This is a genomic window from Streptomyces sp. NPDC104761 (genome assembly GCF_055583445.1).
Map to the genome: position 1 here is coordinate 1,367,319 of NZ_JBVJNZ010000001.1, position 21,886 is coordinate 1,389,204.

Sequence of the window (21,886 nt, forward strand, 5' to 3'; positions counted from 1 at the left end):
GTCTCTGCGCGGTGTCAGCCCTTCCTCGGGGCCGCGACGGTGTGGAACCGGTTCGTGGCGTCGCCGCCGGCGTCGCCCAGGGCGCGGGCCAGGGCGCGCTGGAGGGCGAACAACCCGACGCCGACGAGGCCGGCGTCGGCGCCGAGGCTGGCCCGCTCGATGGTGAGGTGCTCGGTGGCCAGCGGGTGGCAGCTCTCGTAGAGCTGGCTGCGCACCGCGGCGACGAACGGCTCCAGGGTGGAGAGGATGCCGCCGAGGTAGACGGCGTCCGGGTTGAAGAAGTTGACGTTGGCGGCGAGCACCCGGCCGAGGTGGTCGCCGGCCCGGCGGACGGCGCGGGTGGCCTCCGGGTCTGCGTCGGTGGCGAGCTGGACCACGTCCTCGGTGCTGGCCACGGCCACCCCGCGTTCGTGCAGGATGCGGACGAGCGCGGCGCCGGACGCAACCGTCTCCAGGCAGCCGGTGTTGCCGCAGGAGCAGGGGATGTCGGCGCCGCCCTCGATACGGATGTGGGTGATGTCGCCGGCCGCCCCGGTCGCGCCCCGGTAGAGGTTCCCGTCGATGATGACGCCGGCGCCGATCGCGGTACCGATCTTCACCGTGATCGTCCGGCGGTGCTCGGCGGGCCGGACGCTCTGCTCGCCGACCGCCATGCAGTTGGCGTCGTTGTCCACGACGGCCGGGACGCCGAAGCGCTCCTCGAGCCAGGCGGCCACCGGGAAGCGGTTCCAGCCGGGCATCCGGGACGGCAGGACGACGGCGCCGGCGGCCACGTCCACCGGTCCGGGCAGGGAGAGCCCGACGCCCCGGAGCCGGTCGCGCCCCCGCTGCTGGGCGAGGGACTCCAGGTGCTCGGCGAGCCTCGGCAGCGCCACCTCGGGACCGTCCGCGATCTCGAAGGGCACGTTGGCGACGTCGCGGACGCCGTTGCCCGGCAGCACGACACCGATCCGGGCATGCCGGCCGCCGACGTCCGCGGCCACGGCGTACTCGTCGGCGCTGCCGGCCCTGAGCATCCTGCGGGGGCGGCCCCCGGTCGAGGACTGGGTGCCCTCCTCCGCGATGAGCCCGCGCTCGACCAGCTCGGCCACCGTGAGCGAGATGGTGGAGGGAGCCGTGCCGAGGAGCTGCGCGAGTTCGGCGCGGGACGACGCCTGCCCCGACGCGACGAGTTCGAGGACCCGGGTGGCGAGGGCGGCGCCCTTCGGATTCACGCCCTTGTTGCTCTTGCGGTCCCGTGCACTTATTTCGGTCATGTACGAAGTAACTTCCGCAGTAATGGGTGTGCCGGAGACAGTACGCCCGATCCGGCACATGGGGAACGGTTCCATGAAGACGATCGCGAGCACTGATGGACCGTGAAGGCCCGCAAAACACCATAAATGCAACGCCAGTTGCACCCGCGATAGCGGGTTCTGCCTTTTTTCGAAATCGCAGTAACTTAGTTGTTATTCATTCTTGTTTGTTTGTTCGACACGTCCGTCGTTGACTGTCGCCATACGCAGCGCCGACCCCGCGGCGCCGGTTTGGGTCCTCCCATGACGTTTGCGGGTCCTTCCACTCTGAGGAGAGCCATGTTCCTTGCTCCCACGGCCGCCGGCCGCCGCTGGGCCCTCGTCGCGGGTGCCGCCGTCCTCACCGGCACGCTGGTCACCGGCTGTTCCGGCGGCGGCACCTCGTCGTCAGGCCCGGCGTCGTCGGACACCGTCAACTACGCGCTCCCGGCGAACTTCACGCCGAACTGGATCCTCCCGATCGGCACCGCCGCGCACCTCAACACCAACAACTCCTCCATCTCCCAGGCCGTCTGGGAGCCGCTGATCGCGTACGACGGCTCCACCGGCAAGGTCGGCTGGAACAAGGACAACTCGCTGGCCACCGACGCGCAGTTCGCCGCCGACGGCAGGAGCGTGACGATCACCCTCGGGCAGCGCCACTGGAGCGACGGCAAGCCGATCACCTCGCGCGACGTCGAGTTCTGGTTCAACCTCGTCAAGGCGGACAAGGCCGACTGGGCCAGCTACAGCCCGGGCAAGGCCCCGGACAACTGGACGTCCTTCAAGACGGTCGACGACACGCACTTCACGATCACCTTCGACAAGGCCTACAACCAGCAGTGGATGCTCGCCAACGAGCTGAGCATGATCCGCACGATCCCGCAGCACGCCTGGGACAAGACCAGCGACGCGGGCGCAGTCTCCGACCTCGACCGCACCGCCGCCGGCGCCAAGCAGGTCTGGACGTACCTCAACAACGCCGCCAAGAAGATATCCGGCTACGCGACCGACCCGCTGTGGAAGACGGTCAGCGGCCCGTACACCATCAAGTCGTTCTCCACCGCGGGCCGGGTCGAACTCACCGCCAACGCCAAGTACGACGGCGGCGGCAAGGCCAACATCAAGAACGTCAACCTGCTGCCGTTCACCACCACCGAGGCCGAGGAGAACGCGCTCCGCGCCGGCACCGTCGACTACGGCTACATCAACGCCTCCGACCTGAACCAGGAGGCCGCCTTCAAGGCCAAGGGCTACTCGGTGAAGCCGTGGAGCGGCTGGGCGATCACCTACATGCCGTACAACTTCAACAACCCCGCCATGGGGGCGGTGTTCAAGCAGCTGTACGCCCGCCAGGCCATCCAGATGTCGGTCGACCAGGCCACCCTCTCCAAGGTGGTCTTCAACGGCAGTGCCGTCTCCACCTACGGTCCGATCCCGCAGGGCCAGGAGTCGTCCTTCGTCTCGGCCGACCAGAAGAACAACCCGTACCCCTTCGACACCACCAAGGCCAGGAAGCTGCTCACCGACCACGGCTGGACCGAGCAGGGCGGCACCATGGTGTGCAACGCCCCCGGCACCGGTGCGCACCAGTGCGGCACGGGCGTCGACAAGGGCACCAAGTTCGAGATGCAGGTGCTGTCCCAGTCCGGCTCGACCGTGACCGACAACATGATGAGCGCGCTCCAGTCGTCGTTCGCGAAGACCGGCATCAAGTTCGGCATCAGGACCGCCCCGGTCAACTCCGTGCTGTCGCAGGCCGGCCAGTGCAAGCCCGGCGAGTCGAGCTGCTCGTGGCAGCTGTCCTTCTTCGGCACCGCGGGCAGCTGGTACTTCCCCGCCTACCCGAGCGGTGACTCGCTCTTCGCCACCGGCGGCGGCTCCAACTTCGGCAGCTACTCCAACCCCGCCGTCGACAAGCTGATCACCCAGACCACCACGTCCTCCTCCGACGTGGCGGTGCAGAACTACAGCGCCGCCCTCGCCAAGGACCTCCCCGTGATCTGGCTGCCGGAGCCCGACTACCAGATCTCCGTGGTCCGCGACGGCCTCGGCGGCTTCGCCCAGGACTCGCTCGCCAACTTCCACCCCGCCATGTGGAAGTGGACCAAGTAGGCCCGGACGGTGCCCGCGCGGGCCGACGGCGGCCGGCCCCACGGCCGGCCCCCCGAAGCCCGCGCGCACCCGCGCCGCACCGCCGTCCACGTCGCGGTGCCGCCCCTGTCCAGGTGACGCCCCCGCGCGCCACAGAGACGAAGCGACCGGAAAACACATGAGCACTTCCTCGTACCTGACCAGACGCGTCCTCCAGGCCGTCGCGGTGATCGTCATCGTGACCGTCGTCGTCTTCGGCCTGCTGCACGCGCTCCCCGGAGGCCCCGCGCGCGGGATCCTCGGCCCCCAGGCCACCGCCCAGCAGATCGCGAGCTTCAACCACGAACAGGGCCTCGACAAGTCCCTGCCCGTGCAGTACTTCCACTACCTCGGCAGGCTGCTGCACGGTGACCTCGGGACCTCCTACACCCTCAACGAGCCGGTCTCCCAGCTCATCGGCGAACGGCTGCCCAAGACCCTGGTGCTGACCCTGCTGTCGGCTCTCGTGGGCCTCGTCCTCGCGATCCCGCTGGGCATGTGGCAGGCCGTGCGCCGCAACAAGGCCACGGACTACGTCATCACCACGCTCAGCTTCATCGCCTACTCCACGCCCGTGTACTTCCTCGGGCTGATCCTGGTGCTGGTCTTCAGCCAGGAGCTGGCGTGGTTCCCCTCGCAGGCCCCGCAGGGGGAGACCGTGGGGCAGGTGTTCTCCGACCCGCAGGGACTGGTCCTGCCGGTGTTCGCGGGCGCCGCCTCCATGATCGCCGTGTTCAGCCGCTACATGCGGGCGGCCACCCTGGAGAACCTCTCCGAGGACTACGTCCGCACCGCCAGGGCGGGTGGCTCCCGCCCCCGCGCCATCCTCGCGCGGCACGTGTTCCGCAACTCGCTGACCCCCGTGGTGGCCATGCTCGGCTACTACATCCCCGTGCTCTTCGGCGGCGCGCTCGTCGTCGAGCAGCTGTTCAACTACCCCGGCATGGGGCTGCTGTTCTGGACGGCGGCACAGTCCTCCGACTACCCGGTCCTGCTGGGCTGCGTCCTGGTGATCGCCGTCGCCACCGTCACCGGCACGCTGCTCGCCGACATCGTCCAGCGGATCATCGACCCCCGAGTGAAGGCAGGCCGGGCATGAGCGCCGTCATCCAGCCGGACGCGGTCCCGACGAAGGCCGCCGCCCCGCGCGAGGCCACCGGCACCCGCCTGGCCGTCCGCCGCTTCCTGCGCAACAGACTGGCCGTCGTCGGACTCGCCGTCGTGGTCCTCTTCTTCCTGTTCTGCTTCGTCGGCCCGCTGGTGTACTCCACCGACCAGACCCACACCGTGCTCGAACAGGTCAACCTCGCCCCCAGCGGAGCCCACTGGCTCGGCACCGACGCCGTCGGCCACGACGAGCTGGGCCGGCTCATGTACGGCGGCAAGGTCTCGCTGATCGTCGGCCTCGCCGCGGGCGTGCTGGCCACCTGCATCGGCACACTGTGGGGCGCCGCCGCAGGCTACGCGGGCGGCTGGATCGACGCCCTGATGATGCGGATCGTCGACGCCGGCATCGCGATCCCCGCCCTGTTCATCCTGCTGGTGGTCTCCGCCATCACCACACCGGGTCTCGGCGGACTCGTCCTCATCCTCGGCCTGGTGTCCTGGCTGGTGCCCTCCCGGCTGGTCCGGGCCGAGACCCTGACCCTGAAGAACCGGGACTACGTCCTGACCCTGCGCGCCATCGGCGGCACGCACGCCCGGGCGATCCTGCGGCACATCCTGCCCAACTCGGTGTCCACCGTCATCGTCGCCGCCACCTTCCAGGTCGCCGACGCCATCCTGCTGGTCGCCTACGTCTCCTACCTGGGCATGGGAGTACGGCCACCGCAGACCGACTGGGGCGGCATGCTCTCCGCCGGCCTCACCGCCGCCTACTCCGGCTACTGGTGGCTGATCCTGCCGCCCGGCCTGGCCATCATCCTGGTGGTGTGGGCGTTCAACGCGATCGGGGACGGACTCCGCGACGCTTTCGACGTGAGGGGACGCGGATGACCGCCACCACCGACGGCTCCACCGCCCGCACCGCGGCGGCCGAGCCGATCCTCGAACTCGACGGCCTGGGCGTCGTCTTCACCACCGAGACCGGCGACGTGCCCGCGGTCCAGCACGTGTCCCTCCAGGTCCGGCCGGGCGAGACACTCGCCCTCGTCGGCGAGTCCGGCTCCGGCAAGTCGACCGTCGCGCTCGCCGCGATGGGCCTGCTCACCGGGAACGCCCGTGCCACCGGCAGCGCCGTCGTCGCCGGCACCCAGATCGTCGGCGCCCCGGAGAACGGCCTCGCCGCACTGCGCGGCAAGACCGCCTCCATGGTGTTCCAGGAGCCGGCCACCGCGCTCGACCCGCTCACCCGCATCGGGAAGCAGATCGCCGAAGTGATCCGCAACCACCGCGAGGTGAGCGCCAAGGACGCGGCCGCCGAAGCCGTCGACCTGCTGCGCCGGGTCGGCATCCCGGAGCCGGAGCGGCGGGCCCGCGCCTACCCGTTCCAGCTCTCCGGCGGACAGCGTCAGCGCGTCGTCATCGCCATGGCCATCGCCAACGAACCCAGACTGCTCATCGCGGACGAGCCGACCACCGCCCTCGACGTGACCGTGCAGGCCGAGATCCTCGACCTGCTGCGCCGGCTCGCCGCCGAGACCGGCACCGGCGTGCTGCTCGTCACCCACAACATGGGCGTCGTCGCGGACTTCGCGGACCGGGTCGCCGTCATGTACCGGGGGGAGATCGTGGAGACCGGGGCGGTCGAGGACGTCCTGCTGCGGCCCACCCACGACTACACCCGGCGCCTGCTGGCCGCCGTGCCGCGGCTGTCGGTCGCGGAGCCGGGAGCCGGGACGGGCGCCCACCCGGTGTCCGAGCCGGGCGCCCACCCGGTGTCCGAGCCGGGCGCCCACCCGGTGTCCGAGCCGGTCGCCGTGCGCGGTCCGGAAGCCCAACCGGCGGACACATCCACCGAGTCCGGCGAACCCGTCGTCGAACTGCGTGACATCAGCGTGGTGTTCGGCCGCGGCAAGACCGCCGTGCGCGCCCTCGACGGGGTGTCCCTCCGGGTCGGCCAGGGACAGACCCTCGGCCTTGTCGGCGAGTCCGGCTCGGGCAAGTCGACCGCCGCCCGGGTCGCGCTCGGCCTGGTCACGCCCACCTCCGGAACCGTCTCCCTGTTCGGCACCGACCTGGGCCGCACCCGCGCCCGGGCCCGTCGCACGCTGCGGGCCGGCATCGGTGTCGTCCTCCAGGACCCGGTGGCCTCCCTCGACGCCCGCATGACCATCGGCGAGTGCATCGCCGAGCCGCTGCGGATCCACCGCCGCGACCTCACCGCCAAGGACCGCCAGGCCAGGATCGCCGACGTCCTCGACCAGGTACGGCTGCCCCGCGAGGTCGCCCGCCGCGCACCCCGCGAACTCTCCGGCGGACAGCGCCAGCGGGTCAGCCTGGCCCGCGCCCTGGTGCTCGAACCCCGGCTGCTGGTCGCGGACGAACCCACCAGCGCGCTCGACGTGAGCGTGCAGGAAGCGGTCCTGGAAGTGATCACCGAACTCCAGCGAGAACTGGGCTTCGCCTGCCTGTTCGTCTCCCACGACCTCGCCGTCGTGCAGCACTTCGCCCAGTACGTCGTCGTGATGCGCGCCGGCCGGATCGAGGAGCAGGGCTCCACCGGGACGACCCTGCTGCATCCGGAGACCGACTACACCCGCCGGCTGCTGGCCGCCGTGCCGGTACCCGACCCGGTGGTGCAGCGGGGCCGCAGGGCCGAGCGGCTGGCCGCCCTCGCGGCCGGCCGTACGGAGGCCCAGGCGTGACCGGACCCCTTCGCTCCCCCCACACCCCGCAGGACCTCGCGATGCACACCCCCTCCCTCCGGCCGCTGTTCGCCGGTATCGACATCGGCGGCACCACCACCCAGGTGGTGCTCTGCTCGGACGACCTGACGGTCCTCGACCGGGCGGAGACGGCCACCCCGGCGCGGGAGGGCGGCGAGGCCATGATCGGCGCCGCGCTCGACACCCTCGCCCCGCTGCTGGCCCGTACGCCGGGCCGTCTGGTGGGCGTGGGCATCGGCGCGGCCGGGGTGGTGGACTCCGCCGGCGGCCGCATTCTGGTCGCCAGCGACTCCTTCCAGGGCTGGGCGGGCTTCACCGTCACCGCCGCCGTCGAGGAAGCCCTCGGTGTGCCCGCCTACCTGGACAACGACGTCAACGCCTTCCTGTACGGAGAGGTGCACCGCGGGGCGGTGCACGGCGAGTCCGACGTGCTCGGCATGACCCTGGGGACCGGCGTCGGCGGCGCCCTGTGGACCAACGGCGCCCTGTACGCCGGCCCGCACGGCGCGGCCGGCGAGATCGGGCACATCCCCGGCTTCGGAGACCTGCCCTGCTCGTGCGGCGGCCGCGGGCACCTGGAGACGCTGGCCTCCGGCCGCTCCATCGCGGCCCGCTACGCCGACCGCACCGGCCTGCGGCGCACCGCGCGCGAGGTGGCCGAGGCGGCGGCGGGCGGAGACGAGGACGCCCGCGCGGTGTACCGCGCCGCCGGGGCGGGCATCGCCCGCGCGATCGTGATCACGGCGGGCGTCGCCGACATCACGACGGCGGTCGTCGGGGGCGGCGTCAGCCGGGCCTGGCCCCTGCTGGAACCGTTCATCCAGTCCGCGCTCGCCGCCGACCCGCCGGTCAGCGGTCACCCCGTGCGCCTGGTCCGGGCCGCGCTGGCCTCCGACGCCGTCCCGGTCGGTGCCGCCGCCCGCGTACGAGGCGAACTGGCCACGAATCCGGCGGCGACCACGGCGTAGCGAGGGAGCGAACGGATCAGGGAGCCGTTCGCTCGTCGAGGTCCGCCCGGACCCGGCGACCGGCTGGGAGGACGAGCTGCCCGGACAACTCGTCCGGGCCCGGCGGACGGTGCCCGACGAGGCACGGACGACGGCCGAGGCAGCTGCGCCAGGCGCCTGCGGCCGTCCTATACTCCACCCCCATGGGGACCGTTGCTGCAAACGTTGTGGAAGACCTCGCTCCGACAGGTGTGTTGAGGGTTTCGATCAACCTGGGCAACCCCGTCCTCGCGCAGGGCACCCCGGCACGTCCCGCCGGCGTCACGGTGGACATCGCCCGTGAGATCGGCCGGCGTCTGGCAGTGCCGGTGGAACTCGTCTGCTTCGACGCCGCGCGAAAGTCGTTCGCAGCCATGACTTCGGGCCGAGCGGATCTCTGCTTCCTCGCTGTCGAACCGGCTCGGGAGGCAGAGGTCGCCTTCACCTCCCCGTACGTGGTGATCGAGGGCGTGTACGCGGTGCCCGTGGAATCGGATCTCCGGTCCGCCGCCGACGTCGACCGGCCGGGCGTCCGCGTCGGCGTCAAACAGGGCTCCGCGTACGACCTGTATCTGAGCCGTACTCTTCAGCGCGCAACCCTGGTACGGGGAGACGAGGGCGTGGACGTCTTCCTGGCGCAGGGGCTGGAGGCCGCAGCGGGCGTCCGGCAGCCGATGTCTGCTTTCGTCGCAGAACACGCGGATCAGGTCCGGCTGATCGAGGACCGCTTCATGGAGATCCGACAGGCCGTCGGGGTTCCCCGGAAGTCCGCTCCTGAGACCGTACGTTTCCTGCGCACGGTGGTCGAGGAACTGAAGGCGGAGGGGTTCGTGGCCGACGCCCTCGGCCGCTCGCACCAGTCCCGCACGCTCGTTGCGCCGCCGGCGTAGCGTCGCCGCGGGGTCATCGTCGACCCGTCGGAGGTGTCTGGCAGACTCCGCGGGCATGGGAATGTTCAAGCGGTCCAACAAGGCGGACAGTGCGGGTCAGGCGGGGGAGGGGGCCGACCTGAGCGTGCTTCTGCTGCAGGGCGAAGACATGATCGAGCAGGTGGGTCGGGCTCACATGTCCTGGGGCCTGGGCTCGGCGGACCGCTGGGACCTGGACCAGACGAGCGGCATCATCACCTGGACCTTCCCCGACAAGACCGCGACAGCGTCGGCTCAGATCCTCGGCAGCTTCGCTCCAGGAGCGGGTTCATGGCTGTGGGCCTGGGCCAACCCGAGCCTCCTTCCCGACATGAGCCGCGACTCCCGCAGCTTCTGCGACTGGGCGGAGGCCAACGGGCATCCCGGGCTGGCTCAACCCAAGATCGACGCCGACGAGCAGATGGCTTCGACGCTTGCCGCCCTGGCTTTCCGGATCACCGGGGCGACCGGTTACTACAGGGGTCCCGGCGGCAACTCCTCCTACGTCGTCATCACCTTCGGGCCTGTCACCCTGACGAGCGCGGACGGCAGCGTCTCCACCTTCAACATCAACGTCGACTAGCGTCGGGCCGGCGCTCCGGTCCCTGGCCGGACACCGCCCCTCGTGCGGTCGGCCGCCCTGTGAGGCAGCCGGCCCGCCCTTGTCGGCGGGATTCCGGGGGCGCTTGGGTACGCGTCAGCGCCCCGAGGGCGCCGAGCGCCTGGCGCACCGAGCCGAGATGCGCCACAACCGCTGCCCGTTTCCTCCGGGCCGCGGCGGGCGTTCTGCGGTGTCAGGCCGGCAGGTGGAACTGCTGGTTGGTGCCGCCGGCGCAGGTCCAGATCTGCAGCCGGGCTCCGTTGGCCGTCGACTTGTCCGTGACATCGAGGCACTTGCCCGACGCGGGGTTCACCAGGGTGTCGCCGCTGCCCTGCTGCCAGACCTGAGCACCGGTGCCGTTGCAGTCGTACAACTGGACCTTCGTGCCGTTGGCGGTGCCGGCGGCGGTGAGATCCATGCACTTGCCGAGACTGCGGACGGTGTTGTCGGACCCGACGGTCCACTGCTGGGCCGCGGTGCCGTTGCAGTCATACATCTGAACGGCGGTGCCGTTGGCGCTGTTCGCCCCCGCGACGTCCACGCACTTGCCGCCGAGGCCGGTGATCTGGCCGGTGGAGCCGGTGGGCGGCGGGGTGGTCGTACCGCCGGTCACGGTGTTGAAGGTGCTGGAGAACTGCCAGGCGCTCTGCGGGGTGCCGCTGCAGGAGTCGGAGAGCTGGCCGTTGGTGGCGCACGCCTTGTCGCGGCCGAGGGCCCAGAAGGCGAGTTCCTGGATGCCCTTGGACTTGGCGAAGCCGGCGAGCGTGGTGGCGTTGCCGGTGGTGAAGATCTCGCTGGTGTCGTCGTTGACCCCGATCATCGGGGTGTTGCCCTCCATCGCCCACAGCTGGGCGTCGGACTTCTCCGGCCAGATGGAGCCGAGCTGGCTGCGCAGGGCGGTGGCGGCGTCGGTGGCCGCCTTGCCCATGTCGCGGGTGCCGTCGTAGTAGTCCATCGTCATGATGTTGACGAGATTGACCGTGAGCCCGTTGCTCTTGGCGTTCGACAGCAGGTTCGTGCCGTTGCCGTCGAGACCGTTCGGCATGGACGGCAGGGTGTACTGGACGTCCAGCTTTCGCCCGGCGGCGGCGTACTCCTGCTGGAGCTGGGCGAGGGCCTTGTTCCGGCGGTCGTTGGCGGCGGTGTCGGCGATCGCGCTGCCCTCGATGTCGAAGTCGACCCGAGTGAGGTCGAGGGTGTCGATGACCTTCTTGTACTGGGCCTTGAGCGAGGCCACGGTGGTACAGGCCTGGGCCTCCTCGGTGCCGCTGGCACCGCCGAAGGAGGCGATGACGTCGCCGCCCGCGGCGCGCAGGGAGTTGATCGCCGAGGTCCAGCCGGCGTCGGTGACGGGCGTGTCGCCGTTGAACATGGCGTTGCAGCCGCCGCCGTCGATGACGAAGGCGAGAGTGAAGTACTTCAGGCCGGTGGCGTTGCGGGCGTTGGTCATGGCCGAGGGCGAGTTCCACGTCTCGACGTACGGCGCGGCGTAATGGGCGGGGAAGCCGGGGCCGGGATTGGTCGCGGCGCTGGCGGAACCGCCGGCGGCGACGAGGACGGTGGCAGCCGTCGCGAGGAGCGCGGGAACGGCCGTGAGGGCTCTGGCAGCGGATCTGTTCACGGGACGACTCCTGTCATGGACGCAACAAGTGAAAGAGGTGGTGTCGTGGTGGAGCCTCGAGAGCTGAGGGCAGGAGGGGTTCACACACTTGAACGATGACTTCACTGCTGAACCATCGGTGGTTGAAGACGGTATGGACTAGACCAGCTGTGCGTCAATACCCCGTGCACCGGCGGCAGTTCGGGCGGTCGTCTCCCCTGCGGCCGGAAGGCCGCCACCGACGGCCGGCGCCTCTCCCCGGCCGGGAACCACGGACCCCGGCGGCCTCGTGTCCTGCAGCGGGCGTGCGGCGAACCCGGGAGCGCGTGCAGGAGGGGACCATGCAGATCATCGAGGTGACCGGGTATGCCGTCCGGTCTGCTGTGATCACCATGAGACGGACGCAGACGCCGCTCGAATTCGTGATCTTCCCGATGCTGCATGTGGCATCGCCGACGTTCTACTCCCAGGTCCGCCTCCGGCTCAGGGAATGCGATCTCATAGTCGTCGAGGGAATCCGGGGGAGATCGGCCGGGGTGACCGCCCTCACGCTGGCCTACCGGTTCGCCCCGCGCCGGCGGCGCAACGGCCTGCAGGAGCAGAGCGACGCACGGGTGCTTCCCGAAGGCGTGCCGGTGGTCAACCCCGATGTGACCGCGGGCGAAGCGGTCGCCGACCTGAAGACACTGCCCCGGTGGATGTACCTCCTGCTCATGCTCGCGGCCCCGGTGATGGGCCTGGTGTTCGCGGTGCGCGGCCCCCGCGCCTTCCTCGACGAGGACCAGGTCGTCGAGGACCTGCCGTCGACACACCGAGCGGAGATGATGGCCGACAACCCGGTCGAGCACGCGATGACCGACCGGCGTGACCAGCGGTTGCTCGACGCACTCGGAGAGATCTACACCGAACGCGGCGCCGAGCCGATCCGGGTGGCCGTCGTCTACGGCGCCGGCCACGTCCCGGCGATCGTCTCAGGCCTGTGGAACCGCTACGGGTACCGGCCACGCGAAGCGGAGTGGCTCACCGTCCTAGTTCCGGAGTAGATGACAGGAGGCGGGCCGCGCACCGTCGGCGATGCCACATCTCCCGGGCACCGGCCCCGCGCGTACGCCGACACCGAGACCACTCAGCAGGCCGCCCCCGCCCTACCTCTTGGTGGCAATCTCCCGCCGGGCCCAGGCCCTGCGTACGCTCCAAAGCCGGTGGTGTCGGTCCACGGAACCCCGTACGGTCGGTTTCGTGTTGATCACATACGGCGAGCGGCAGGTGCTCGGTGTCCCCGCCCCCGAGGCGCGGCTGCGCTTCGAGGCGGAGCAGGCAGGGAGCGGCGGCGGCCCAGGGCGCAGGCTGCTCGTGGTCGATGCGGAGCCCGCCTTCGAGCTCAGCTTCTGGTGCGGAACATGCCCTTTGCTGTTCCGCCGACTGGAGACCGCGACCCAGAAGCTGTCGTTGGAACGTGTGCGGGACCAGCTCACCGGAACCCTGGCCTATCCGGATGACGAAGGCCTGAGCGACGCCTTCGGAAGACTGCTCCCACGGGGCGCATACCTTCCACTGCTCCTGCGCGTGGAACCTCGTCTGGTCGTCCCTGGCCAGGAAGGCGACTATTTCAGCGGCGAGCAGGTTGCCACGTGGGGTCTGGATCAGTTCTGGGGTCTACCGGAGCATCCGCGCACGCCGTACTACCGGACCTTCGAGACCGCGGTCGACGCGTCCGCTCATCTCTACGAGTTCGTCGTGCCCATGGTTCCCCCGACCTGGAACGAGAGGTCGCGTGTCGAGGCGTACGTCGAATCCATGGGGCAGGGAACGGTCCCGACCGCCGTGGCGGTCTCCACCCTGGACGTGTGCGAACCCGCCGTCGGCATGCCGACCGACCATTACCGGCACTGGGGCCTGACGCACTTCCTCCTCGACGGCCACCACAAACTGGAGGCGGCGGCCACGGCCCGTCGGCCGGTGCAACTCCTGTCGTTCCTGGCCCTGGGGGAGGGCCTGGCTGAAGCGGAAGACTGCGCTCGACTGCCTGCCCTGCGTGCCCAACTCCGCTCGGCCCGAGCGGCTGCTGACTGAACTCGGACCGTCGGCGAGACCGGCGTGGCCGCATGTCCTTGAGTCCGCCTCGGCGACGGCGCGTGACCATGGGCGTCCGCGCGATCTCCTGAACCCCGGTATGTCCCTTATTGTGGCTTTCGCTGTCGTGTCTCGGTCGATGAAATGGAGTTGGGGCCGTGGCGTTCTCGGAGTCGTCGGCCGGTGAGGGTGGGGCGAAGGCTTCTCCGGACAAGGCTCCGGAGCCCGGGCACCGGTCCTGGGCTCCGCTGCTCGCGGTGTGCGCCGGGTACTTCATGGTGATCCTGGACGTGACGGCCATCAACGTCGCCGTGCCGGTGATCGGCCGGGAACTGTCGGCCTCGCTCACCGGCATCCAGTGGATCACCGACGGATACACCCTGGTCTTCGCCGGACTCCTGCTCACCGGCGGCGCCTTGGGGGACCGGCTGGGCAACCGGCGGGTCTTCTGCGTGGGCGTAGCGGTGTTCACGCTCGCCTCGGCCGCGTGCGCGCTGGCGACGAGCGCCCCCCTCCTGGTCGCGGCCCGGCTGGTTGAGGGGCTCGGCGCGGCCCTGATCGTGCCCGGCTCGCTGGCCCTGCTCCAACAGGCCTACCCGGGGACGGCCGCACGCTCCCGGGCCTTCGGACTGTGGGGTTCGATGGCGGGCATCGCGGCCGCCGCCGGTCCGCTGCTGGGCGGGCTGCTCGTCTCCACCCTCGGCTGGCGCTGGGTGTTCCTCGTCAACCTGCCCGTCGGAGCGGCCTGCTTGGTACTGACGCTGCGGCACGTGACACGCTCGCTCCGCCGCGCCGACCGGGCCCTGGACTGGCCGGCGCAGTGCGCGGTGATGGCGACGGCCGCCCTGCTGACCGCCGCGCTCAACGAGGCCGGACGCCGGGGCTGGTCCGACCCGGCCGTACTCGCGGGGCTCGGCCTGGCCGTCCTGGCCGCCGCGGCGTTCGCGGTGCGCGAGCGACTCGCCCGCTCGCCCGTCCTGCCACCGAGCCTGTTGCGCTCCCGGGCGATGAGCGGGGGAGCCGTCATCGGCCTGCTGTTCAACTTCGGCTTCTACGGCATGGTGTTCACCGCCAGCCTCGAATTCCAGCACCAGCGCCACTTCAGCGCCCTGGGCACCGGGGTGGCGCTGTTCCCGGCGGTGGCGATGACCATGTTCGCCTCCGTCCTGTCCGGTCGCCTGGCCCGCCGTACCGGAGACCGCCCACTGGTGATCTCCGGCATGCTCCTGGCCGCCCTCGGACTGGCCGGGTGGGCCGCCGCGGGCGCCGACCCCGCCTACCCGGTGCTCGTCGCCCCGATGATGGCCGCGGGATTCGGCACCTCCTTCGCCCTCACCGGCACGACCGCCACGGTGATGGGGGCCGCGCCCGCCGCCTACGCGGGCGCCGCCTCCGCCCTGTTCAACACCACCCGCCAGATCGGCAGCGCCACCGGCGTCGCGCTCGGCGGCAGTCTGCTGGCCACCGCCACCGACTACACCACGGGCCTGCGCGTCAGCATGGCCGTCGGCGCGCTGGCCTACCTGACCGCCGCGGGCCTGGCCTGGTTGTGTGTACCGGCGGTGCCGAAGAAACCCATGACTGCTTGAGAACGCCGTGCGGAGCCGTAGGCGCGGAAGTCCCGGGCCTACGCGGAGGTGTTGGCGTGCGCCGGCTCTGCCGCCACGGCGAGGGGCTTCACGGCCGGTGCGGGCATGGACCGGCGGAGACGGAGCTGCCGCGTGACCTCCGTCAGGTCCGCGATGAACGTGCCCGCGAGCTCGGCGGTGAACCCGGTACGGACGACGAGGCGCAGGACGGAGACGTCCTGGCAGGGAGCGGGGAAGGCGTAGGCGGGCAGCTGCCAGCCGCGTGCGTGCATGGCGCGCGAGACGTCGAAGACGGTGAAGCCGTGGGTGCCGTGCGCGAGACGGAAGGCGAGCGCCGGGAGTTCGGATCCGTCGGTGACCATCTCGTAGGGGCCGACGGCCCGGATGCGCGTCGCGAGGGCCCGGGCCGTCGTACGGTTCTCGGCCGCGAGGCGGCGCAGCCCCTCGAAGCCGTAGCGCAGGAAGCTGTAGTACTGCGCGACGACGTGGGCGCCCGGGCGGGAGAAGTTGAGGGTGAAGCTGGGGGAGCGGCCGCCGAGGTAGTCCACCTCGAAGACCAGGTCGTCCGGGAGAGCCTCGGCGTCGCGCCAGAGGGCCCAGCCGAGACCGGGGAAGACGTGCCCGTACTTGTGCCCCGAGGTGTTGATGGACGCCACGCGTTCGAGCTGGAAGTCCCACATCAGACCCGGGTCGAGGAACGGGGCCACCATCGCGCCGGAGGCGCCGTCGACGTGTACGGGGATGTCGGTGCCGGTCGCGGCCTGGTAGCCGTCCAGGGCCATGCAGATGTCGGCGACGGGCTCGTAGGACCCGTCGTAGGTGGAGCCGAGGACGGTGACGACGCCGATGGTGTTGTCGTCGCAGTAGGCGGTGAGGGTGTCCGGCGTGAGGTGGTAGCGGCCGGGCTCCATCGGGACGTAACGCGGCTCGACCTCGAAGTAGTTGGCGAACTTCTTCCAGCACACCTGGACGTTCGCACCCATCACCACGTTGGGCCGGGCGGTGTCCTTCCCCTGCGCGCGCCGGCGCTGCTGCCAGCGGCGCTTGAGCGCGAGACCGCCCAGCATCGCCGCCTCACTGGAGCCGGTGGTGGAGCAGCCCCGGACCTGTTCCGGGTGCGGAGCGTGCCACAGCCGGGCGAGCATCCGCACACAGCGTTCTTCCATGGCGGTGATCTGCGGGTACTCGGCGCGGTCCGCGAGGTTCTTCTCCGCGGTCTCGGCCATCAGTTGCCGTGCCTGCGGTTCCATCCAGGTGGTCACGAAGGTGGCCAGGTTGCGCTGCGCGCTGCCGTCGAGCGCGAGTTCGTCGCGCACCTGCTGCAGCACGAGGTCCGGCGGGGACGCCGCGGCCGGCAGTTCGTCGGCGGGCCCGGGGAGCTGGGCGGCGGCGGGCGGTACGAGGGTGTGGATGCGGGTGTCGGTCTCTGTGTCGGTGCGGAAGTCGGTCGCGGAGATGACGTCGGTATCCGGGATGGGCATGTGCGCCTCGGTGCTTTCTGGTCCGTGTGGCCCCCGTGCACTTCCGACGCTAGATCGCCGAGCGGTGCGGCATCTGTGCCGATTACACCGATCCAGCGACCGGTTTGCGGACCGATGAACTGAATTTTCCCTTGCGTATACGGGCGGACGGTGGCCGGGGTCGGCCCAAGGGGGTGAGATACGGGGTCCGGGACGCCACTCTCTCCGCAAGCGCGGCGCGTGCCGCCGAGGCGGCGGCCCCGAAACCCCACCAGGACAGCCGCGAGCCGTCACCCACCTCGGGGCGGGATGCCTTCGCGTCCGGCCCACCCGGGGTGCCTGTCCGTCCGACCGACCGGCGGGCCCCGTTCTCAGGTACCCGCCGGTTCCGGCTCGCCCACTTCCCGGCGCGCACGGGCTGCCGGTGTGGCGAAGGCGGCCGCGACCACCAGGACGAGCACCAGGATCAGGGCGTGCCGCAGCCCGAAGTGCTCACCGAGGTAGCCGAGGGAGGGCGGCCCCACCAGGAAGGCGACGTAGCCGACGGTCGCCGCGAGCGCGACGCGGGCGGCGGAGCCGGGACCGGAGTCGCCCGCCGCGGAGAGCGCGACGGGGAACCCGAGCGACGCCCCGAGGCCCCACAGGACGGCGGCGGCAGCCGCGACCGCCTGGTTGTCGACGAAGATCACGAGGGCCAGTCCGGCGGCCCCGACGAGCGCGCTCCCGCACAGCGCCGCCGCCCGCCCGAACCGGTCGACGAACCGTCCGCCCGCGAAGCGCCCCACGGTCATCGCGGCCGCGAAGACCGCGTACACCGCCGAGCCCAGCGCGGCGTCGAAGCCGTGACCGTCCACCATGACCAGCGGCAGCCAGTCGTTGGCGGTGCCCTCGGCCATGGCGAGCGCGAGGATGACACAGCCGATGAGCAGCAGCGCGGGGTCCCTCCACACCGCGGGGCGCGGCGCGCGCGTCGCACGGCGTCCGGCGGAGGCCTCCCGGCCCACCTCGGCCGGGACCCGCCGGATGACCAGGGCGAGCGCGCCCAGCACCACCGCGGCCACGACGAGCAGATGGACCAGGACCGGGAAGCCGACCGCCGTCAGGCACATCCCGGCGACCGCCCCGAGTACGGTGCCCAGACTGAAGAAGCCGTGCATGGCGGGCAGCGTGGAGCGGCCCAGCAGCCGCTCCACCTCGGCGCCCTCGACGTTGAGGGCCACCTCGCCGCCGCCCATGCCGAGACCGAACAGCCCGAGGCCCAGCGCGACACAGGGCCCCGATCCGGCGGCGGCCCCCGCCCCGACCACCACGGCACCGGCGGCGACGACCGACGTGCCGGCCAGGATGACGAGCCGGGCACCCCAGCGGGCCACGACCGCGCCCGAGCACAGGATGCCGAGCATCGAGCCGACCGAGAGCCCGAACAGGATCAGACCCATCTGCGCCGTGGAGGCGCCGAGCAGGTCGCGCACGTCCGGGGTGCGGGTGACCCAGGAGGAGATGGTCAGCCCGGGCGCGAAGAAGAGGACGAAGACGGCGGTGCGACGCCGGGAGAGGTCAGAGGTCATGAGCGGTGGCTCCAGCTGGATCCGTGCACGAGTCTGTACGACCGTACACACTTACCTGTACGTCTGTACACACTCGGGAGGGGGCGACCCATGGCACATTGAGGACGTGAGCGGTACACGACGCGAGATCCCGAACGATCCCGGACGCAAGGAGCGGATCCTCGATGCAGCCCTGGACGTGATCTCCGAGAGCGGCGTGCACAGCACCACCCACCGGAAGATCGCCGCGCGGGCGGACGTCCCACTGGGCTCGCTCACCTACTACTTCGACGGCATGGCGGACCTGCTCGCCCAGGCCTTCGCCCGGCTGTCGGACACCATGTCCGGTCTGTACCGGCGAACCCTGGAGTCCGCGTCCTCCACGGCAGAAGCCGAGGCGGCCGTCGTCGAGCTGATCTGCGGCCCGGCCTACGCCACGGAACGCGACATGACCCTCATCTTCGAGATGTACGCCTACGCCAACCACAACGAGGCGGTCTCCGCCACGACCCGCAGCTGGCTCGAACGCAGCAGAGACAGCCTCGCCCTGCACTTCGAGCCCGGAGTGTCCCGCGCACTCGACGCGCTGATCGAGGGCTGGCCGATGCACCGGGCGTTCGCCGACGCACCCCTGGACCGCCGACTGGTCACCGAAACCGTCCGCGCGATCGTCGCCGCCGAGCCACGCCTGTCCACCGACACCACCTGAACGACCCCATCAGTAGTGACAGAGCAGGTCGAGACGACGGCCTCGGCATGGAGGCCGTCGAGTAGCTCGGCCGCGAAGTGCTGCCGAAGAACATCGAAGGCACCTGGGCCGAAGAGAAGCGCCTGGTGAACCCGGCATCCTCACTGAAGCCGACACCGGCAACTTCGCCAGGAAGCAGTAGCCGACGCCGCGGGCCGGCGCCTGCGCCTCGAGTTCCGCCCACCGACCGCCGTCGGCGCCCGGCTCATGGGAAAGCCCCGGGGGTGAGAAGATGCGGTGTGTCGTACCGCATCGTGACCGTGTCCGGCTCGCACCGCACCGGCTTCGGTCTCCAGGTCGAGCCCGCCGTGTCCATCAAGGCGTTGGCGGCCCGTGTCGCTGACACCGACGTGCCGGTGCGAGGCGACACTCTGCTTCTGCTCTTTCCCGAAGGCCGCCACGGGCGGGCGATCCTTGCGGACTTCGCTCTGGAAGCCTGGAGCGACGGAGACACGTACTACTGCCGCAGCAGTCCTGATGACCCTGAATTCACCCTCGTCATCGCAACCGAGCGCGGACCGGAGGACCTTCCGCCGGGCACGGAGATCTGGTTGAACGATACGGCTCCCACCGGCGGTGCGCGAAGCGGTGGCTGGAGCCGGATCATCGCGCAGTTCGATGGCCTGCCGTGGGTGAGGGTCGATCCTGACGCTGACCCAGTGTGATGCCGTCACCATAAGGAACGGGACGAGGGGCCCCGGCGGTCATGAGAGTGCGGAAGCTTATTGAGTCACTTGAGTGTGAGCGTCGGCACCGGCTGCGTGGAGCTCGGCCACCATGGCTGTGGCGACATCTTCTGGCACGTGCTCGAGGACGGTCGTGGGCAGGTGGCTGATGAGGGACGTGCAGTGCCACAAACTCTGCCCGGTTCGCCGGTGGAGGAGTTTCACGATCTCCGTGGTCCGATCACCTGCGTCAGTCAGGACTACGGAGTGCGGCAGTTCATCGCAGACCAGCAAGAACGATCCGCTCACCGCGTTCGGTCCCTCCGCCAGTCCGGTGATGGGGCTTCAGCATAGGGCGAGTTCGCCGATCGGAGGCTGGCTCTGGTCCCCTCTTCATGCGGATGACCACATCGGGCCGAGGGAGGCCGACGGTCGGTCCGCGCCGGATCGCTCGCCGCGGCGCGGCCTTCAGTCCGTCGCGCCAGGGGATGCTGCCCCAGCCGTGACGGCCGGTTTCCAGAACGGAGATGCCGGCGATGCCGTGGCGCACGCGGCGATTTCGGCCGGCTCGACCAGCCAGCTGGCCGCCACCAGCGGATCTTGGGACGAACGACGGCGGCGACAGCCCCGATGGCGCCTGCCCTGCTCGGTCCATGCCGCGGCCAGGCGCCGGCGTCGGCGCGCCCGTCAGGCCACCTGCCCGCCGTGCAGCGCGGTGTAGGCGCCGCCCCGGCGGAGCAGTTCCTCGTGGGTGCCGATCTCGCGGATACGGCCGTCGTCCATCACCACGATGCGGTCGGCGCCGCGCACCGTGGAGAGCCGGTGGGCCACCACGAACGTCGTACGGCCACGCAGCAGGCGGGCAAGGGCCTGCTGGACCAGTGCCTCGGAGCGGGTGTCCAGCGCAGAAGTGGCCTCGTCCAGCACCAGGACGCGCGGGTCCCGGATCAGCGCCCGTGCGATGGCGAGGCGTTGACGCTGGCCCCCGGAGAGCCGGGCGCCGCGCTCGCCGACCACGGTGTCCAGACCGTGCGGGAGCCGGTCAACGAACTCCAGGGCGTTGGCGTCCCGCAGCGCGGCGCGCACCGCCTCCTCGTCCGCCTCGTCCTCCATGCCGTAGGCGACGTTCTCCCGGACCGTGCCGTCGAAGAGGATCGACTCCTGCGGCACGACCGAGACGAACCGCCGATAGGTGCGCAGGTCGAGTCTGCTCATGTCGGTGCCGTCCAGGAGCAACCGGCCGGAGGTGGGCCGGATGAAGCCGATGACGAGGTTGAGCACGGTGGACTTGCCGGCCCCCGAGGCGCCCACCAGAGCGACCGTCTCGCCCGGGACCACGTCGAGGCCGAAGTCCGCCACTGCCGGACGTCCGGCGTCCTCGTACGCGAAGCCGACCCGCTCGAACGTCACCGCCCCACGGACGGCGGTGACCTCCTCGCGGCCCGCGTTGTCCTCCAGTTCGGGCGCCTGGAGCACCTCGCCCACCGAACGCACCGACTCAAGGCCCTTGGTGATGACCGGCGCCAGACTCGTCAGCGTGGTGGTGGAGTTGGTGAGGGTGGTCAAGAAGGCGCTCAGCATGACGACGTCGCCGGGCGTGACACCCCACACGCCGTAGTACGACACCAGCGCGGCGGCGGCCAGGACGGCGACGCCGATCACGTTCAGGACGACCCAGGCCAGCGAGCCGAAGCGGCCGTTGACCAGGTCCAGGCGCATCCCCGAGGTGAGCAGCCGGCTCAGGGTGCCGTCCATCCGGCGCAGCGCCTTGCGCTCCAGCCCGTGGGCCCGGGTGACCGGAATGAGCCGCGTCATCTCGGTCACCCGCGAGGACAGCGTCTCCACCTCGTGGCGGAAGTGCTCGTTGTGGGTCCGCAGCCGCGCCCGCAGCCTGGCCACGAGGAGGGTCGCCGCCGGCACCACGATCAGGAAGACCGGCAGGAACTCCGGTGTGCGGACGCCGATGATGACCAGTCCGCCGGTCAGCACGGTCAGCGCGCCCAGCCCCTGCTCGGCGGTCTGCTGCACCATCAGCTCGACGGTCTCGACGTCCCGTACGACCTTGGCCTGGAGCACGCCCGCGCTCACCCGGGAGTGGTAGCCGATGGACAGCTGCTGCATCCGCGTGCAGAGCGCGGAGCGCAGTGTGGTGCCCATCCGGCGGACGCTGCCGTAGAGGAGCCGTACGTACAGCACGTGCAGCGGGTAGTTGAGCAGGAGGATCGCCATGATGACTGCGATGGACGTCCAGAGCCGGGCGACCGGCCCGTGCTGGACGACCGTGTCCACGACGGACGCGGTGATCAGGGGCAGCAGCCAGATGGGGCTGTGCTTGACGGTGAACACCACGACCGCCGCGGCCAGCTTGCGGCGGTCCGCGCGCAGCAGGTAGGCGAGTGTCCGGACGGGGTGTTCGCCCCGGTAGCGGTGATCGAGCGGCCGTTCCGACGTCGACGCCATCGACGGTCATCCTCC

General features: G+C 70.8%; 18 protein-coding genes. 12 read left to right on the top strand and 6 right to left on the bottom strand.

Translation table 11 applies throughout. From position 1 onward, the window contains the following. Positions 1–14: 14 nt before the first annotated feature. A complete protein-coding gene (locus ACZ63F_RS06090) occupies positions 15–1,256 on the bottom strand; it encodes an ROK family transcriptional regulator (RefSeq protein ID WP_469709115.1) in 1,242 nt (413 codons plus the stop codon). Positions 1,257–1,574: 318 nt separating this feature from the next. Here ACZ63F_RS06090 and ACZ63F_RS06095 point away from each other — a divergent pair, with 318 nt between their 5' ends. The 7 genes from ACZ63F_RS06095 to ACZ63F_RS06125 all read left to right on the top strand — a co-directional run bounded on the left by ACZ63F_RS06095 (position 1,575) and on the right by ACZ63F_RS06125 (position 9,711). Further along, on the top strand, positions 1,575–3,389 hold the full coding sequence (locus ACZ63F_RS06095) for a peptide ABC transporter substrate-binding protein (protein WP_469709117.1): 1,815 nt from the start codon (positions 1,575–1,577) through the stop codon (positions 3,387–3,389). Positions 3,390–3,546: 157 nt separating this feature from the next. Continuing rightward, positions 3,547–4,506 (top strand): ABC transporter permease, encoded by a 960-nt coding sequence (locus ACZ63F_RS06100; protein WP_469709119.1) that lies wholly within the window; start codon positions 3,547–3,549, stop codon positions 4,504–4,506. Beyond that, positions 4,503–5,402, top strand: coding sequence for an ABC transporter permease (locus ACZ63F_RS06105; protein WP_457735958.1), 900 nt, complete (start codon positions 4,503–4,505; stop codon positions 5,400–5,402). The genes ACZ63F_RS06100 and ACZ63F_RS06105 overlap by 4 nt, the downstream gene beginning before the upstream one ends. Continuing rightward, positions 5,399–7,213: a dipeptide ABC transporter ATP-binding protein gene (locus tag ACZ63F_RS06110; protein ID WP_469709121.1), complete on the top strand. Its 1,815-nt coding sequence runs from the start codon at positions 5,399–5,401 to the stop codon at positions 7,211–7,213. The genes ACZ63F_RS06105 and ACZ63F_RS06110 overlap by 4 nt, the downstream gene beginning before the upstream one ends. A 41-nt stretch (positions 7,214–7,254) precedes the next feature. Continuing rightward, positions 7,255–8,202 carry an ROK family protein gene (locus ACZ63F_RS06115; protein WP_469709347.1) on the top strand — a complete coding sequence of 316 codons (948 nt, stop codon included), beginning with the start codon at positions 7,255–7,257 and terminating at the stop codon, positions 8,200–8,202. Positions 8,203–8,384: 182 nt separating this feature from the next. Beyond that, the gene (locus tag ACZ63F_RS06120) at positions 8,385–9,110 is read left to right on the top strand and encodes a transporter substrate-binding domain-containing protein (RefSeq protein WP_469709122.1); all 726 of its coding nucleotides are present in this window, start codon (positions 8,385–8,387) and stop codon (positions 9,108–9,110) included. A gap of 55 nt (positions 9,111–9,165) precedes the next feature. Next, complete coding sequence (locus ACZ63F_RS06125) at positions 9,166–9,711, top strand: DUF6882 domain-containing protein (RefSeq protein WP_469709123.1); 546 nt, start codon at positions 9,166–9,168, stop codon at positions 9,709–9,711. Between the two features lie 211 nt (positions 9,712–9,922). Here the strand turns inward: ACZ63F_RS06125 and ACZ63F_RS06130 are convergent, their stop codons facing one another. Continuing rightward, complete coding sequence (locus ACZ63F_RS06130; RefSeq protein WP_469709125.1) at positions 9,923–11,350, bottom strand: ricin-type beta-trefoil lectin domain protein; 1,428 nt, start codon at positions 11,348–11,350, stop codon at positions 9,923–9,925. Positions 11,351–11,670: 320 nt separating this feature from the next. Between ACZ63F_RS06130 and ACZ63F_RS06135 the strand changes: the two genes are divergently transcribed. The 3 genes from ACZ63F_RS06135 to ACZ63F_RS06145 all read left to right on the top strand — a co-directional run bounded on the left by ACZ63F_RS06135 (position 11,671) and on the right by ACZ63F_RS06145 (position 14,991). After that, positions 11,671–12,372: a hypothetical protein gene (locus tag ACZ63F_RS06135; protein WP_469709127.1), complete on the top strand. Its 702-nt coding sequence runs from the start codon at positions 11,671–11,673 to the stop codon at positions 12,370–12,372. Positions 12,373–12,568: 196 nt separating this feature from the next. Continuing rightward, positions 12,569–13,402, top strand: coding sequence for a hypothetical protein (locus tag ACZ63F_RS06140; protein WP_469709129.1), 834 nt, complete (start codon positions 12,569–12,571; stop codon positions 13,400–13,402). A 158-nt stretch (positions 13,403–13,560) separates the two neighbouring features. Then, entirely contained in the window at positions 13,561–14,991 is a 1,431-nt protein-coding gene (locus tag ACZ63F_RS06145) for an MFS transporter (RefSeq protein WP_469709130.1), read from the top strand. A 38-nt stretch (positions 14,992–15,029) separates the two neighbouring features. Here ACZ63F_RS06145 and ACZ63F_RS06150 read toward each other — a convergent pair whose 3' ends face one another. Both ACZ63F_RS06150 and ACZ63F_RS06155 read right to left on the bottom strand, forming a co-directional pair. Continuing rightward, complete coding sequence (locus tag ACZ63F_RS06150; protein WP_469709131.1) at positions 15,030–16,472, bottom strand: glutamate decarboxylase; 1,443 nt, start codon at positions 16,470–16,472, stop codon at positions 15,030–15,032. 350 nt (positions 16,473–16,822) lie between these two features. Beyond that, positions 16,823–18,019 (bottom strand): MFS transporter, encoded by a 1,197-nt coding sequence (locus tag ACZ63F_RS06155; protein WP_469709133.1) that lies wholly within the window; start codon positions 18,017–18,019, stop codon positions 16,823–16,825. Positions 18,020–18,125: 106 nt separating this feature from the next. On the opposite strand from ACZ63F_RS06155, the gene ACZ63F_RS06160 reads away from it, so the two are divergent. Together ACZ63F_RS06160 and ACZ63F_RS06165 are read left to right on the top strand one after the other, a co-directional pair. Continuing rightward, positions 18,126–18,707 carry a TetR/AcrR family transcriptional regulator gene (locus tag ACZ63F_RS06160; RefSeq protein WP_469709135.1) on the top strand — a complete coding sequence of 194 codons (582 nt, stop codon included), beginning with the start codon at positions 18,126–18,128 and terminating at the stop codon, positions 18,705–18,707. A 278-nt stretch (positions 18,708–18,985) separates the two neighbouring features. Next, positions 18,986–19,411 (top strand): hypothetical protein, encoded by a 426-nt coding sequence (locus ACZ63F_RS06165; protein ID WP_469709136.1) that lies wholly within the window; start codon positions 18,986–18,988, stop codon positions 19,409–19,411. A 57-nt stretch (positions 19,412–19,468) separates the two neighbouring features. On the opposite strand, the gene ACZ63F_RS06170 is transcribed toward ACZ63F_RS06165, so the two are convergent. After that, positions 19,469–19,720, bottom strand: a complete 252-nt coding sequence (locus ACZ63F_RS06170; RefSeq protein WP_469709138.1) for a ribosomal protein L7/L12 — start codon at positions 19,718–19,720, stop codon at positions 19,469–19,471. Positions 19,721–20,098: 378 nt separating this feature from the next. Continuing rightward, positions 20,099–21,871, bottom strand: a complete 1,773-nt coding sequence (locus tag ACZ63F_RS06175) for an ABC transporter ATP-binding protein (RefSeq protein ID WP_469709140.1) — start codon at positions 21,869–21,871, stop codon at positions 20,099–20,101. Between the last annotated feature and the right edge of the window lie 15 nt (positions 21,872–21,886).